Source organism: Paraburkholderia bengalensis (assembly GCF_037126505.1).
Classification (GTDB): domain Bacteria; phylum Pseudomonadota; class Gammaproteobacteria; order Burkholderiales; family Burkholderiaceae; genus Paraburkholderia; species Paraburkholderia bengalensis.
On record NZ_JACFYJ010000029.1, the window covers coordinates 15,377 to 29,734 of the forward strand.

The 14,358-nt window shown below is 61.4% G+C and carries 14 protein-coding genes; 8 read left to right on the forward strand and 6 right to left on the reverse strand.

The features are described from left to right. Positions 1-25: 25 nt before the first annotated feature. The 4 genes from H3V53_RS18600 (at position 26) to H3V53_RS18615 (ending at position 1,715) form a co-directional block, all read left to right on the forward strand. On the forward strand, positions 26-652 hold the full coding sequence (locus H3V53_RS18600; protein ID WP_336599211.1) for a LysE family translocator: 627 nt from the start codon (positions 26-28) through the stop codon (positions 650-652). Positions 653-800: 148 nt separating this feature from the next. Continuing rightward, on the forward strand, positions 801-965 hold the full coding sequence (locus H3V53_RS18605) for a hypothetical protein (protein WP_336599212.1): 165 nt from the start codon (positions 801-803) through the stop codon (positions 963-965). Between the two features lie 36 nt (positions 966-1,001). Next, positions 1,002-1,133 (forward strand): hypothetical protein, encoded by a 132-nt coding sequence (locus H3V53_RS18610; RefSeq protein ID WP_336599213.1) that lies wholly within the window; start codon positions 1,002-1,004, stop codon positions 1,131-1,133. 297 nt (positions 1,134-1,430) lie between these two features. After that, positions 1,431-1,715: a hypothetical protein gene (locus H3V53_RS18615; protein ID WP_336599214.1), complete on the forward strand. Its 285-nt coding sequence runs from the start codon at positions 1,431-1,433 to the stop codon at positions 1,713-1,715. 229 nt (positions 1,716-1,944) lie between these two features. On the opposite strand, the gene H3V53_RS18620 is transcribed toward H3V53_RS18615, so the two are convergent. Together H3V53_RS18620 and mnmE are read right to left on the reverse strand one after the other, a co-directional pair. After that, complete coding sequence (locus H3V53_RS18620) at positions 1,945-3,075, reverse strand: tyrosine-type recombinase/integrase (protein WP_336599215.1); 1,131 nt, start codon at positions 3,073-3,075, stop codon at positions 1,945-1,947. 463 nt (positions 3,076-3,538) lie between these two features. Further along, the gene (gene mnmE / locus H3V53_RS18625) at positions 3,539-4,933 is read right to left on the reverse strand and encodes a tRNA uridine-5-carboxymethylaminomethyl(34) synthesis GTPase MnmE (protein ID WP_336599289.1); all 1,395 of its coding nucleotides are present in this window, start codon (positions 4,931-4,933) and stop codon (positions 3,539-3,541) included. A 344-nt stretch (positions 4,934-5,277) separates the two neighbouring features. Between mnmE and H3V53_RS18630 the strand changes: the two genes are divergently transcribed. Continuing rightward, positions 5,278-5,700: a transcriptional regulator gene (locus tag H3V53_RS18630; RefSeq protein ID WP_054918021.1), complete on the forward strand. Its 423-nt coding sequence runs from the start codon at positions 5,278-5,280 to the stop codon at positions 5,698-5,700. 95 nt (positions 5,701-5,795) lie between these two features. Here the strand turns inward: H3V53_RS18630 and yidC are convergent, their stop codons facing one another. The 4 genes from yidC to rpmH form a co-directional block, all read right to left on the reverse strand. Next, complete coding sequence (gene yidC, locus H3V53_RS18635; RefSeq protein ID WP_054918019.1) at positions 5,796-7,448, reverse strand: membrane protein insertase YidC; 1,653 nt, start codon at positions 7,446-7,448, stop codon at positions 5,796-5,798. A 30-nt stretch (positions 7,449-7,478) separates the two neighbouring features. Continuing rightward, complete coding sequence (gene yidD, locus H3V53_RS18640; RefSeq protein ID WP_007581797.1) at positions 7,479-7,709, reverse strand: membrane protein insertion efficiency factor YidD; 231 nt, start codon at positions 7,707-7,709, stop codon at positions 7,479-7,481. Between the two features lie 73 nt (positions 7,710-7,782). Next, entirely contained in the window at positions 7,783-8,292 is a 510-nt protein-coding gene (gene rnpA, locus H3V53_RS18645) for a ribonuclease P protein component (RefSeq protein ID WP_336599216.1), read from the reverse strand. 26 nt (positions 8,293-8,318) lie between these two features. Continuing rightward, entirely contained in the window at positions 8,319-8,453 is a 135-nt protein-coding gene (gene rpmH, locus H3V53_RS18650; RefSeq protein WP_004198824.1) for a 50S ribosomal protein L34, read from the reverse strand. 385 nt (positions 8,454-8,838) lie between these two features. Between rpmH and dnaA the strand changes: the two genes are divergently transcribed. The 3 genes from dnaA (at position 8,839) to gyrB (ending at position 14,341) form a co-directional block, all read left to right on the forward strand. Beyond that, complete coding sequence (dnaA, locus tag H3V53_RS18655; RefSeq protein ID WP_336599236.1) at positions 8,839-10,395, forward strand: chromosomal replication initiator protein DnaA; 1,557 nt, start codon at positions 8,839-8,841, stop codon at positions 10,393-10,395. A gap of 257 nt (positions 10,396-10,652) precedes the next feature. Next, positions 10,653-11,756: a DNA polymerase III subunit beta gene (dnaN, locus tag H3V53_RS18660; protein WP_054918018.1), complete on the forward strand. Its 1,104-nt coding sequence runs from the start codon at positions 10,653-10,655 to the stop codon at positions 11,754-11,756. 113 nt (positions 11,757-11,869) lie between these two features. Beyond that, positions 11,870-14,341, forward strand: coding sequence for a DNA topoisomerase (ATP-hydrolyzing) subunit B (gene gyrB, locus H3V53_RS18665; RefSeq protein ID WP_336599237.1), 2,472 nt, complete (start codon positions 11,870-11,872; stop codon positions 14,339-14,341). Positions 14,342-14,358 lie beyond the last annotated feature (17 nt).

Here is a 14,358-nt window from a genome sequence, read left to right on the forward strand (position 1 = left end):
ATCGACATAACACTGGAGACAACGCATGACACTCGCACACTGGCTGCCCTTCGCCATCGCTTCGGCGATTCTGGTCGCGATTCCTGGCCCTACCGTGCTGCTTGTTATTTCTTATGCGCTCGGGCACGGACGCCGGTACGCGATGGTCACGACGGCGGGCGTGGCGCTGGGCGATCTGACGTCCATGACCGCGTCGATGCTCGGGCTCGGCGTCATTCTCGCGGCATCGGCCACGCTGTTCACGGCGCTCAAATGGATCGGCGCTGCGTACCTTATCTATTTGGGCATCAAGCTGTGGCGCGCGCCCGTTTCCGCGGGCGACGCGCCCCCGACGGCCGAAACGCGCACGAGCCGCGTCTTCGCGCACGCCTATGCGGTGACGGCGCTCAATCCGAAGAGCATTGTGTTTTTCGTGGCGTTCGTGCCGCAGTTCATCGATACGCAGCTCGCCACGTGGTCGCAGATTGCTGTGTTCGAGGCAACATTCGTCGCGCTCGGGACGCTGAATGCGTTGGGCTACGCCGTACTTGCATCGGCGGCACGGCGCGCGATCCGCAGCCCGCGCGTGCAGCGCGGGGTGAACTGCACGGGCGGAACACTGCTGATCGGCGCGGGATTGCTGGCCGCGGCATGGAAAAAATCGGCCGCGTGACGAGCCGCCGACGCGCATGCGGCGCAAACCAGGCCCGTGGCTTGCTTCGGTTCCATTGGCTGGCGCGCAGTGCGGGATGGGTCACACGCAGCGGCACCTAACGCGCCTACAATGAAATCGTCGTTGTTCCATCGATCAGGAGGTCACTGTGATCGAGCATCTGATTCTGGGCGCGTTCCTCATCGTGCCGCTTCTCATCGTCGCGTTTCTGTTTTCCGACGAACTCTGGCAAGAACACCGCCAGGCGCTACACGACGACGACCACAGACGCATGGACTGGCGACATCCGATCCGCAGCCTGCTGCACCACTGAGCGATCCGCGTACGTCTGAGACGAACGGAGGCTGTCATGCTGGCCTTCCCTTTTTCGTCGGCGGAGTCCTGGTTGTGCGTGCTGGCGCTGATCCTCATCAGCGTCGCGTTGACGTCACTGTGCGGATCGGCGCCGGACACGTCGCACTCTCCGCCTGACGACGCCTAAGCGCATTCGCGCGTCCTACCTCCCATGCTGTTGCTCGCTCGTTCGTGACGCCGTCCCCGCTGTTTGCGCGCCGGCGCCGATACCTCGCCAAATTGGCGCCGAAACCTCGTTCTGTTCACCCGATCGGCCTGCGGCGCGCATGCGTACGCTTCCATCCAACGCTGTCGTGTAGCGCTCGATGCCCGCATCAGCGAACACCCTATTTGTTTTTATAGGTAGCGACTGGGTAGAATCCGGCTAAAGTGAATCATCAGACGTAAATGCACTTCGGCCTTGTCGAGACGTACGGGGGAAGCCATGAACCGATTGATCGATCAGGAAATCGCGCATATCTCGCGCGTCATGTGGCCATCGCTGCTCGGGGATATGGGCGGCGCGATTCTCTCCTCCGGATATTGGCGCATGCGTCTGCATGCGCTGCTCGATGCTCCATTCCTCACCAAGGTCCAGCTGTGCGCCCTCGACAGCCTGTTGCTCCAGCTTGACGAGTACGACCGGCATGGTCCCGATGCCTACCTGACGCCGGCGGCCTCCGCTGTCAAGAACGATCGCGGCATAGAAGCTGTCGCGGTGCATGGCTGAACCGAGCTGTTCCCAAGTCTGCGGCAGGTGCGTAACCTCGCTATATCGCCCTGCTCCTTGCGCCTGCATGGCATCTGTGAGCCCATGCGGCGGGCTGTGTACTTAAAAATGCATATGCGAGACACGCATTCCACCCGACGTCAGAACCCTGTTTAAATGGCGGTCACACGGTCTGAGAAAGGATCAGCGCGTGCCGTCATAATCCCTGTGTACCAATCGCGCATTCGAGTCAATCCGTCACCCGCTGGTGATCCGATTCCTCGACGAAGTCCGCCCATGTCTGCATGTCCCGCGCGCTCAAAGCACGCCCGTCTTCCGCGCCGAGGTGCGCGAGCGCCGTACGCCTGAAGTCATGCAGCACAAAATGCTCGATCGCGAGGCCGAGCGTCTTGACCGCCTGATTCAGCGTGCCCTTCGCAATCGGACGATTCGCGCTACCGCGCACAGACGGGAACAGGTAGATTTCGGCGCGCCCCCTCCCGCGCAGCTCGGCCAATATCGCCAGCGCCTGAGCCGAAAGTGGCACGCGACGCTCGCGGCCGTTGGTCGAGCGCACGGCTGGAATCGTCCACATACCCGCGTCGAGATCGAACTCCCGCCAAGGCGCCTCGATCAATTCGGATTTGCTGGCGACAGTGAGCACAAGCAGACGCAACGCGAGTTGCAGCGGGCGGCGAATGTTCGAAGTACGAATCGCATGGAGCAGCGTGCCGATCTCGCTCGCGCTCAGCAGGCGCGAGCGGCCGTCCTGCGTGGCAATCGTCCGGGCCGGGATGGCCGCGGCAGGATTGACGCTCGCGAGCCGACGGGCAATCAGGAATCCGAACAGACGCTTCGCGACATTGCGCGTATGAAGCGCCATCTGGGGCGCGCCGCGGCGCTTGATCGCGTCGCAAATGCACTGGATGTCGTCGGCCGTGATCTGCGCGATGGGCTTGTGCCCGATCGCGGGAAGAATGTCTTTTTCGAGCGCGCGCTGCGTGGTGCGGCGATACTCGTCGGACTTGCGCGCCATTTCCGAGGCCAGATAAAGCGCTGCACCGTCGCGCAGCACGTCGACTCGCTTTTCGACGCCCCGGTCCTGTCTTGCCATCGACACGGGCGACAAACCCTTCGCGACGATCTCCGCGTATTTTTGTGCCCTTGCCCGCGCGACTCGCAGCGACATCAACTGATAGTCGCCGATCGTAACCATCGGTTGCCGGCGACCGTCGAGCGTATAGCGGAACCGCCAGACCTTTTTGCCCGTCGGCATGATTTCGAGGATAAGGCCTTTGCCGTCGGCGACGCTGTAGCGCGTCGCGCGCGGCTGAAGGCTACGAATGTGGGATTCGCTGAGAGGTGTCGCGAGTTTCGGCATGCGGCGAATTCAGGTACACGAAGCGTGCAAAAGAGCCAAGTGTACCGTTTTGTGTACCGAAAATTGAGGGGTGCCCAGCCCTTGGTAACGATGACAACGGGCCATGAGAAAAGACGTCGCCCGAATCGCGAAGCCGTTGCTTTTGTCGCCGCCAGGATCTGCGCGCTGGCGTTGGAACCTGGCTCACGGCGGCATGGGCGTGTCCGCGGCGGCGGCGCGCTTCGAGAGCGCTGCGAGCCAGCCGCGTGAGCGCGCGAGCAGCAACCGGCCCACAGGTGTGTCGTAGTACCTGTCACGATGCCGGGTATCCAGGTCACGGCGCTCACGACGGATGGCCTTCGCGATATTGCCGGACCGTGGCGCCTTTAGATGAGCTCGCCTCGGCGCATTCTCATTCGCGCGCCTCGCCTCGTGGCGCGGCTGATCGACAGGAGCATCAGAACTGGCGCAGCTTAACAGCAGGTTACTTTCCGATGCAGAACCTGCTGAAAATTACGCCGAGCAGATCATCAGAAGTAAATTCGCCGGTGATCGAATTCAATTGATCTTGAGCGAGGCGCAGTTCTTCAGCGAAAAGATCGAGCGCCTGTGCGTTCTGATCGGCGTGATCTGCGGCAAGTCCGAGATGTTCTTGCGCAGCTCGAAGCGCAATCAGATGGCGCTCACGCGCCAGATACACGCTCTCGGCACCAGCTTGCCAACCGGCAATCCGCAGCAGCTCGCCGCGCAGCAAATCGATTCCATCCACTTTCTTCGCTGACAGGCGAACTTCGCACAAATCCCTCTCGTCGCTCAATCTTTCGACGCCCGGCGCGGTATCAGTCAGATCAGTCTTGTTTAGTACGCGCACAACGGGCACGCCGTTAGGAAAACGCGCGGCGATTGCTTCATCGTCGGCGGTCATACCTGAGCGCGCATCGAGCAGGTGCAGCACGACGTCGGCGCGTTCGATTTCGCCCCACGTGCGCTCGATGCCAATCTTCTCGACCTCGTCCTCCGTTTCGCGCAGGCCCGCCGTATCGATCACATGCAGTGGAATGCCCTCGATCTGGATCGTCTGCGCGACCTTGTCGCGCGTCGTGCCCGCGATGGGTGTGACGATGGCGAGCTCCGCGCCTGCCAGCGCGTTGAGCAACGACGATTTGCCGACGTTCGGCTGTCCGGCCAGCACCACCGACAGCCCTTCGCGCAACAGCGCGCCCTGCCGCGCCTCGCTCAACACGAGCGCAAGGCGCTCGCGGATGCGTGCTAGCTTGCCGCGTGCGTCGGCGGCTTCGAGGAAGTCAATTTCTTCTTCTGGAAAATCGAGGGTCGCTTCGACCAGCATGCGCAACGTGATCACGTCCTCGACGAGCGCATGGATGTCGCGCGAAAACGCGCCTTCGAGCGAACGTCCGGCCGAGCGCGCGGCCGCTTCCGTGCTCGCCTCGATCAGATCGGCGACAGCCTCGGCCTGAGCGAGATCGAGTTTGTCGTTGAGAAACGCGCGGCGCGTGAATTCGCCGGGCTCGGCGAGGCGCAGCCCGAAGGCACGTCCGGCGTCGATGCAGCGCTGCAGGACGAGTTGAAGCACGATCGGGCCGCCGTGCCCCTGCAATTCGAGCACGTGCTCGCCCGTGTACGAACGCGGCGCGGGAAAGTACAACGCAATGCCCCGGTCGAGCGCATTGCCGCCATCGTCCAGGAACGGCACGTAGCTGGCGTGACGCGCCGCGAGCGCCTGGCCCGTCAGCGCTTCCATCATCGGCGCGGCGGCTGCGGCGCCTGCGCGCCCGAACGAAATCCGCACCACGCCGATTCCGCCGCGACCGGGCGCGGTGGCAATGGCGACGATAGGATCGGAGTCGGTGGCGAGCATGTTGGGGACGGTTTGCAATGGCGTGGAGCGGCGCGGATGCCGCGCGGGACGGCTGGCATTGTAGCGCGCCGTTCGATCGCGAATCGACGCGGGGGATAGCGCAACGGACATGTTCGCGTCTGTGTATTTATCTTAAGCAAGATAAGTGTGTGGCGAACCATCAATAGGAATATTGCTGGTCGTGCTGTAGTCTAATCCCTACAAAACCTATATTTGATCGGCCTCGACCGATCAAATGGGATTCTTCCAACTATTTGCTGCGACGAGATAGGCAAACCTCAGACGCGTTATTTGTAACGTGTACAGTTGTCTACCTGCGGCGTGTCGGACTGCACAATCTGCGGATGCCAACCGTCGAAGAAAAAGCGGCTTTTGCCGAGCGACTCAAGTTCGCGATGAGACGCGCCCCTGAAAAACTCAAGGGCGGGACCGATCTCGCATTGCATTTCAATCTGCGTCATCACGGGGATCAACCTGTGTCGCCGCAAACCGTGCACAAGTGGCTGAGCGGCCGAACCATTCCCACCGACGACAAGCTGCGCACCCTCGCAACGTGGTTTGAAGTCGACATCCACTGGTTGCATTACGGGCCGTCGCCGCATGGATCGACGCGGAATGTTCCTAAACCCTTGGTGCGCGACGAGAAATATCCGCTCTCAGCTGAGACGCTTGAACTCGCGTCCAAGATCGAATCACTGACGCCGCATCATCGCTATCTGGTGCAGGAACTGATCGCGCAGTTCTACGGCGACGCAGACAACTCTTAAGAACTCACAGGTACAAAAAAACCGCCCGGCTAAAACCGGGCGGTTTTTGTTTGAGCATCGGATCGGCTGATCAGCAATCCGATCCGAACATCAGATTAGGCAGCCTTCCTCTTCTGACCCATCATTCGCGTGATGTAGTACTGCTGCGCGATCGACAGCACGTTGTTCACGACGTAGTACAGCACGAGACCCGCCGGGAAGAAGAAGAACATGACCGAGAACGCGATAGGCATGAACATCATCATCTTGGCCTGGACGGGGTCCGGCGGCGTCGGATTGAGTTTCGTCTGAACGAACATCGAGACGGCCATCAGAACCGGCAGGATGAAGTACGGATCTTGTTGCGACAGATCGTGAATCCACAGAATCCACGGCGCGCCGCGCATTTCCACCGACGACAGCAGCACCCAGTACAGCGAAATGAACACCGGAATCTGAATCACGACGGGCAGACAGCCGCCGAACGGATTCACTTTCTCAGTCTTGTACAGCTCCATCAGAGCCGCATTCATCTTCTGCGGGTCGCCCTTGAAGCGTTCGCGCAGCGCCTGCATGCGCGGCGTGATCTCCTTCATGCGCGCCATCGACTTGTAGCTCGCCGCCGACAGCGGGAAGAACACGGCCTTGATCAGCAGCGTCAGCAGCACGATCGCCCAGCCCCAGTTGCCGACATAGCCGTGGATCTTTTCGAGCAGCCAGAAGAGCGGCTTGGCGATGATCGTCACCCAGCCGTAATCCTTCACCAGCTCCAGACCCGGCGCAATGCCTTCGAGCATGCGTTCTTCTTCCGGACCAGCGAACAGACGCGCCGTCACATCGACCGTCTGGCCTGGGTTGATCGTCTGCAGCGGCTGCTTCACGCCGACGCGATACAGCGACGGATCGATCTTCTCGACATAAATATCGCGCTTGACGCCCTGCTGCGGAATCCACGCCGACGCGAAATAGTGTTGAACCATCGCGATCCAGCCGTTGTCCGCCGACTTCGCGTAGTCTTCCTTGTTTTTGTCGATGTCGCCGAACGTCAGCTTCTGGAAGTGATGCTGCTCGGTGTAGACAGCCGGCCCGATGAACGTGTGCGAGAAGCGCGGCGTCTCGACGGGCTGACTGTCGCGCACGAGTTCCATATAGGCGGTCGGCTTGACGGGCGTCGTGCCGACGTTCTGGATCTTCGTGTCGACGTCGATCACATAGCTGCCGCGCGTGAACGTGTACGTTTTCACGACCTTCAAGCCGCCCTTTTCCGGCGATTCGAACGACAGCTTCAGCGTGTTGCCCGTCATGTCGGTTGCCTGTCCGGGAACGGGCGTGAACACGTCGGTGTGATTCGGGAAGTCGCCGCCGAGCAGGCCCGTGCGCGCCAGATACGTGTGGTCGGCCGTATGGTCGAACAGCGTGATCACCTGGTCGGGCTGCTTGCCCTCGCCCGGCTTGACCAGCGTGAGCTTGGACAGCGTGCCGCCGCGCGTGTCGATCTGGCCGCGATAAACGTCAGTGCTGAACGAAACGAGCTGTGCCTGCTGCGCGGCGGGCGTCGTCGAGCCCGGCGCAGCCGCGCTCGTCTGCGGCAGATCGGCGGGTTGGGTTCCCTGCGTCGACGAACCAGGCGCAGCGGGGCTCGCCGATTTGGTCTGCGTCGCGCTCGGGAAGAACATCGACGGGCGTCCGTGGTCGCGCTGCCAGTTGTCGAACAGCATGACAGCTGACATGAAGAAGATGACCCATAGGACGGTGCGTTTGATATCCATGCGTTGTCTCAGTGTCGATGGCACAGCGCGTCAGCGCTTCTTAGGAGTGGGAGGCGGGACAAGATCGATGCCGCCCGCCGAAAACGGGTGACAGCGGCACAGGCGCCTTGCGGCGAGGTAAGTACCACGCGCGGCGCCATGATACTGGATTGCTTCGCGCGCGTAATCCGAACAGGAGGGATAAAAACGGCACCGGTTGCCGAGCATGGGACTCACGGCAATCTTGTAGAAACGCAGCAAGGCGAACAGAACCGTTTGCATGACTAGTGCGGCCCGATGGAGCCGCCCGATATGAAGCGCCGATGCATCGTTGCGCTCCCGGACTTCGCGGATGTCATGGCGTGGCGCCCGGCGTGCCCGCCGGCTGCGCTGCCCGTCCGGCTTGCGCTTCGCGACGGGCGATTTCGCGCGCCGCCTTGTCGAGCAGCACGTCGATTTCACCGCGGCACAGCGCTTTCAACGGTGGCGACGATCCGCTGGGCATCGCCTTCCTGTCGAGTTTCGTATGCAGACGCAGCAGCACGTCCCAGCCGCCCAATTGCGCGCGGCGCACGCGAAACGCTTCGCGCGCGAGGCGCTTGGCCAGATTGCGCGTGACAGCGCGCGGCGCGTACTTCTTGCCGATCACAAGGCCGAGGCGTGCTTCGTTGCCAGTCGGCCGTGCGTACACGACGAAGTGCGCAGTCCGGCGCCATGGGCGCAAACGAAAAACGGATGAAAATTCATCCGTTTTTAGCAGCCTTGCGGCTTTGGGGAAGGCGGCGGACGCCTGCAACGGAACGAAGTTCTGCTGCGGCGCGTCTGCCGTTCCCGCAGCGTCGCGGGTGTCGGACACAGCGCGCACTCGGCTTGACCGCGTTTCAGCCTGCCTTAGATGGCGAGGCGCTTGCGGCCCTTGGCGCGACGTGCGTTGATGACCTTGCGGCCGCCTGCGGTCTTCATGCGAACGCGGAAGCCATGGGTGCGCTTACGGCGCGTCACGGAAGGTTGGTAGGTACGTTTCATGTTGCTCTCACTTGTTTGAGAAATAACCGCGCGAGCATCGCTGAAAGTGCAATGGCCGGAGGTTCGAAAATTGGTTTTCGCGGAACCCGCTATTTAAACCGGTTTACTCTGAGTCGTCAATAGTTTAGGGCGATGATCCACAGGCAGCGTGTATCGGCGCCATTTGATCGGACCCTGTGGATAACTCACTTTGCACGCCGTTTTGGCGGTAGAATCTCGCCTTACTTCCCAAGAATCCTGCCCGCCGCCCCGGCCCGCTTGACCCCGCAAACCCTTGTGGCACAAGCGTCTGGGGCTTTTCCGCCTGGCAGCTTCGGGCCTCGTCGCGTATCCCGCGACCAGAGCGCGGACGGAAAAGCGGCGCAACCATAACGATAGCAACTTGATGAACGAATTCTGGCAACACTGTTCCGCACTGCTGGAGCGCGAATTGACGCCCCAGCAGTACGTGACGTGGATCAAACCGTTGGCCCCGGTCGCCTTCGACGCCGATGCGAATACGCTGAGCATCGCGGCGCCGAACCGTTTCAAGCTGGACTGGGTCAAGAGCCAGTTTTCGGGCCGCATCACCGACCTTGCGCGCGATTTCTGGCATTCGCCCGTCGATGTCCAGTTCGTCCTCGATCCGAAAGCGGGCGCGCGAGCCGCGCCGGCGGCACCGCCGCGGCCGGCAACGGTCGGCGCGAACAGCGCTGCGGCGGCTATCGATGCAGCCGTTGGCGCGGTGCAAGCCGCGCACGCGGCGCGCGGCGCGGGCGGCATGGCGGGCCTCGCGTCCAGCAACGCCGCCCAGCTGACGGACGATGCCGCCGACCTCGACCTGCCGAGCCTCGATGCGAACGAAGCTGCGGCGGGGCGCCGGACGTGGCGGCCGGGCGCAGCAGCCGCCGCGTCGAGCGGTGAGAGCGATTCGATGTACGAGCGCTCGAAGCTGAACCCCGTGCTGACCTTCGACAACTTCGTGACCGGCAAGGCAAACCAGCTCGCCCGCGCGGCCGCGATCCAGGTCGCCGACAACCCCGGCATCTCGTACAACCCGCTGTTCCTGTATGGCGGCGTGGGCCTCGGCAAGACGCACCTGATCCACGCGATCGGCAATCAGCTGTTGATGGACAAGGCGGGTGCGCGTATCCGCTACATCCACGCGGAGCAGTACGTATCCGACGTGGTGAAGGCCTATCAGCGTAAGGCGTTCGACGATTTCAAGCGTTATTACCATTCGCTGGACCTGCTGCTGATCGACGATATTCAGTTCTTCTCGGGCAAATCCCGTACGCAGGAAGAGTTTTTCTACGCGTTCGAGGCGCTGGTCGCCAACAAGGCGCAGGTGATCATCACCAGCGATACCTATCCGAAGGAAATCTCGGGCATCGACGATCGTCTGATCTCTCGCTTCGATTCCGGCCTGACCGTCGCAATCGAGCCGCCTGAGCTTGAGATGCGCGTCGCGATTCTGATGCGCAAGGCGCAATCGGAAGGCGTGAGTCTGAATGAGGACGTCGCGTTCTTCGTCGCGAAGCATTTGCGCTCGAACGTGCGCGAACTGGAAGGCGCGCTGCGCAAGATTCTCGCGTACTCGAAGTTCCACGGCCGCGAAATCACCATCGAACTGACGAAAGAGGCGCTGAAAGACCTGCTGACCGTGCAGAACCGGCAGATTTCGGTGGAAAACATCCAGAAAACGGTCGCCGACTTCTACAGCATCAAGGTCGCCGACATGTATTCGAAGAAGCGGCCGGCCAACATCGCGCGGCCGCGCCAGATCGCGATGTATCTGGCGAAGGAGCTGACGCAGAAGAGCTTGCCGGAAATCGGCGAACTGTTCGGCGGGCGCGACCATACGACGGTGCTGCACGCGGTGCGCAAGATCGCCGACGAGCGCGGCAAGGACGCGCAGCTGAACCATGAGCTGCACGTGCTCGAACAGACGCTGAAGGGCTGAAAACGGAATTGGGGGCCGCAACATATCGAAGGGTTACTCGAACCTGTCGGAAAAATCGATCTGTTTATTGCGCAAGTCGCCCCCAATTTAGGGAAGTGCTTCCATTTTCAGGCACAATACAGGTTTAACCGCCCGGCAAAAGCGGGCGGGATTTAACGCCATGACTGGCGCAGCACGGCGCCGGCGGGGGGCCGGGGCAGCGCGCTCGAACATTGCCGGGCAGGGCGCGCAGGCCGTCACATCAATGAAGGAACTCTATGCAACTGGTCAAGACCGAACGCGATAACCTCCTCAGGCCGCTGCAAACCGTGAGCGGCATTGTCGAACGCCGTCATACGTTGCCGATCCTCGCCAATTTGCTGATTACCAAGAACGGCCCGGACGTCTCGTTCCTGTCCACCGACCTCGAACTGCAAATCACCACGCGTGCCGACTTCGGCGTCGGCGGCGAATCGGTGGCCACCACGGTGGCGGCACGCAAGCTGCTCGACATTCTGCGCGCAATGCCCGACGGGCAAGTCACGCTCACCCTGAACGACAAGCGTCTGACGGTGCAATCCGGCAAGAGCCGTTTCGCGCTGCAAACGCTGGCGGCCGACGAGTTCCCGACCGTCGCTCAAGCCAAAGACTTCGGCGCGAACCTCGCGGTTCCCCAAAAGACATTCCGCCAGCTGCTCGGCATGGTCCACTTCGCGATGGCGCAGCAGGACATCCGTTACTACCTGAACGGCATGCTGCTGGTGGTCGACGGCGATCAGCTGATGGCTGTCGCAACGGACGGACACCGTCTCGCATTCTCGTCGATGAAAATCGAAGGCTCGTTTGCGCGCCAGGAAGTGATCATTCCGCGTAAGACGATTCTCGAACTTCAACGTCTGCTGGAAGACATCGATGACGTCCTTAAGATCGACATCGCGCCGACCCAGGTCAAGTTCACGTTCGGCGGCGTCGAGCTGGTGTCGAAGCTGGTCGAAGGCAAGTTCCCCGACTTCCAGCGCGTGATCCCGAAGTCGCACAAGAACACGTTTGTGATCGGTCGCGAAGAACTGCAGCGCTCGCTGCAACGCGCGGCCATTCTGACCTCGGACAAGTTCAAGGGCGTGCGCTGCATCGTCGAGCCGGGCCAGCTGAAGATCATGTCCACCAACGCCGACCAGGAAGAAGCGCAGGAAGAACTCGAAATCCCGTACCAGGGCGACAGCATCGACATCGGTTTCAACGTCACGTACCTGCTCGACGTGCTCGCGAACCTGAAGGTCGACATGCTGGAAGTGAGCCTCGGCGACGCGAGTTCGAGCGCGCTGATCACGATTCCCGAGAACGACGAGTTCAAATACGTGGTGATGCCGATGCGCATCTGACGCGTCCAACACGAAGAACACATCAAGGGGCGCAGCGCCCCTTTGGTGTTTTTATGGTGTTTTGAAAAGCCTCGAGCAGTAACGAAGCAGTAACGCAGATCCGGAAGAAATTCATGACTGATACGAACAACTCGCAACCCGATAACAGCTACGGCGCCTCGTCCATTCAGATCCTCGAAGGTCTGGAGGCCGTGCGCAAGCGGCCGGGTATGTACATCGGCGATACGTCGGACGGGACGGGTCTGCATCACCTCGTGTTCGAGGTGCTCGACAATTCGATCGACGAAGCGCTCGCCGGTCATTGCGACGACATTCAGGTCATCATCCACGCCGACAACTCGATCTCCGTGACCGACAACGGCCGCGGCATCCCGACGGGCATCAAGCGCGACGACAAGCACGATCCTAAGCGCAGCGCCGCTGAAATCGTGATGACGGAACTGCACGCGGGCGGCAAGTTCGATCAGAACAGCTACAAGGTGTCGGGCGGCCTGCACGGCGTGGGCGTGTCGTGCGTGAACGCGCTGTCGTCGTGGCTGCGCCTCACCGTGCGGCGCGACGGCAAGAAGCACTTCATGGAATTCCACCGCGGCGTCGTGCAGAACCGCGTGATCGAAGAAGCGAACGGCGAACGCCTGTCGCCGATTCCCGTTGTCGGCGACACGGAAAACCGCGGCACTGAAGTCCACTTCATGGCCGATGAGACGATCTTCGGCAACGTCGAATATCACTACGACATTCTTGCGAAGCGCATCCGCGAACTCTCGTTTCTGAACAACGGCGTTCGGATTCGTCTCACGGATCAGCGCTCGGGCAAGGAAGACGATTTCGCGTTTGTCGGCGGCGTGAAGGGTTTCGTCGAGTACATCAACAAGACGAAGACCGTGCTGCATCCAACCATTTTCCATATCGTCGGCGAGAAGGACGGTGTGGGCGTCGAAGTGGCGATGCAGTGGAACGACAGCTACAACGAAAACGTGCTGTGCTTCACGAACAACATCCCGCAGCGCGACGGCGGCACGCACCTGACCGGGCTGCGTGCGGCGATGACGCGCGTGATCAACAAGTACATTGCCGATCACGAAATCGCGAAGAAGGCGAAGGTCGAGACATCTGGCGACGACATGCGCGAAGGTCTGTCGTGCGTCCTGTCGGTGAAGGTGCCCGAGCCGAAGTTCAGCTCGCAGACGAAGGACAAGCTGGTGTCGTCGGAAGTGCGCGCGCCCGTGGAAGAAGTGGTCGCGAAGGCGCTCGAAGAATTCCTGCTGGAAACGCCGAACGACGCGAAGATCATCTGCGGCAAGATCGTCGATGCCGCGCGTGCTCGTGACGCCGCGCGCAAGGCGCGCGAAATGACGCGACGCAAGGGCGTGCTGGACGGCGTCGGACTGCCGGGCAAGCTGGCGGACTGCCAGGAGAAAGATCCTGCGAAGTCTGAGATTTATATCGTCGAGGGTGACTCGGCAGGCGGCTCGGCGAAGCAGGGCCGTGACAGAAAATTCCAAGCCATTCTGCCGTTGCGCGGCAAGGTGCTGAACGTCGAGAAGGCGCGTTACGACAAGCTGCTGTCGTCGGAGCAGATCGTCACGCTGATCACCGCGCTGGGTTGCGGTATCGGCAAGGAAGACTACAACCTCGACAAGCTGCGTTATCACCGCATCATCATCATGACCGACGCGGACGTCGACGGCGCGCACATCCGCACGCTGCTGCTGACGTTCTTCTATCGTCAGATGCCGGAGATGATCGAGCGCGGCTACATCTACATTGCGCAGCCGCCGCTGTACAAGGTAAAGGCGGGCAAGGACGAGCGTTATCTTAAGGACACGGCCGAGCTGAACGCGCATATGTTGCGTCTCGCTCTGAATGGTTCTGAGCTGATTCCGTCAGAAAACGCGACGCCGATCGCTGGTGACGCGCTCGGCGAATTGGCGCGTTCTTATCTGCTCGCACAGGCTGTCGTCGATCGTCTGAGCAAGCTTTACGATGAAGCCGCACTCGGCGCAGTGATGGACGGCGTGACGGTCGACCTGTCGAGCGAGCAATCGACGGAAGCGTCGGCGCGCGCGCTCGAAGCCAAGCTGCGCGACGATCCGCTCAAGCCCGAAGTCAACGTAATCGCGATGTACGACCCGGTGCGCGAACTGCGCTCGTTGCGCGTCGAGCGCCGTCATCATGGCAACGTGAAAGTTTCCGTCATCGACGAAGAGTTCCAGCTGACGGCCGATTACCAGCAGCTCGTGAACACGGCGAACACGTTCAAGGGCTTGATCGGCGAGGGCGCCGTGATCAAGCGCGGCGAGCGCAGCATGGCTGTGGGCGATTTCAAGAGCGCCATGAAATGGCTGATCGCCGATGCGGAGCGCAATGTCTCGAAGCAGCGCTATAAGGGTCTGGGCGAGATGAACCCCGAGCAGCTTTGGGAAACGACGATGGACCCGAACGTGCGGCGCCTGTTGCGCGTGCAGATCGAGGACGCCATTGCCGCCGACGGTATCTTCACGACGCTGATGGGCGACGAGGTCGAACCGCGTCGCGCGTTTATCGAGAGCAATGCGCTGCGGGCGGGGAATATCGACGTTTGATCGTCGTTCGAGTTCTT

Bases quoted from the DNA above. Each gene is read 5' to 3' on its own strand.
- rpmH (WP_004198824.1), bottom strand. From the start codon at position 8,453: ATGAAACGTACCTACCAACCTTCCGTGACGCGCCGTAAGCGCACCCAT.
- H3V53_RS18615 (WP_336599214.1), top strand. From the start codon at position 1,431: ATGAACCGATTGATCGATCAGGAAATCGCGCATATCTCGCGCGTCATG.
- mnmE (WP_336599289.1), bottom strand. From the start codon at position 4,933: ATGCTCGCCACCGACTCCGATCCTATCGTCGCCATTGCCACCGCGCCC.
- gyrB (WP_336599237.1), top strand. From the start codon at position 11,870: ATGACTGATACGAACAACTCGCAACCCGATAACAGCTACGGCGCCTCG.
- yidD (WP_007581797.1), bottom strand. From the start codon at position 7,709: ATGCAAACGGTTCTGTTCGCCTTGCTGCGTTTCTACAAGATTGCCGTG.
- H3V53_RS18600 (WP_336599211.1), top strand. From the start codon at position 26: ATGACACTCGCACACTGGCTGCCCTTCGCCATCGCTTCGGCGATTCTG.
- H3V53_RS18610 (WP_336599213.1), top strand. From the start codon at position 1,002: ATGCTGGCCTTCCCTTTTTCGTCGGCGGAGTCCTGGTTGTGCGTGCTG.
- H3V53_RS18630 (WP_054918021.1), top strand. From the start codon at position 5,278: ATGCCAACCGTCGAAGAAAAAGCGGCTTTTGCCGAGCGACTCAAGTTC.
- H3V53_RS18620 (WP_336599215.1), bottom strand. From the start codon at position 3,075: ATGCCGAAACTCGCGACACCTCTCAGCGAATCCCACATTCGTAGCCTT.
- dnaA (WP_336599236.1), top strand. From the start codon at position 8,839: ATGAACGAATTCTGGCAACACTGTTCCGCACTGCTGGAGCGCGAATTG.
- dnaN (WP_054918018.1), top strand. From the start codon at position 10,653: ATGCAACTGGTCAAGACCGAACGCGATAACCTCCTCAGGCCGCTGCAA.
- yidC (WP_054918019.1), bottom strand. From the start codon at position 7,448: ATGGATATCAAACGCACCGTCCTATGGGTCATCTTCTTCATGTCAGCT.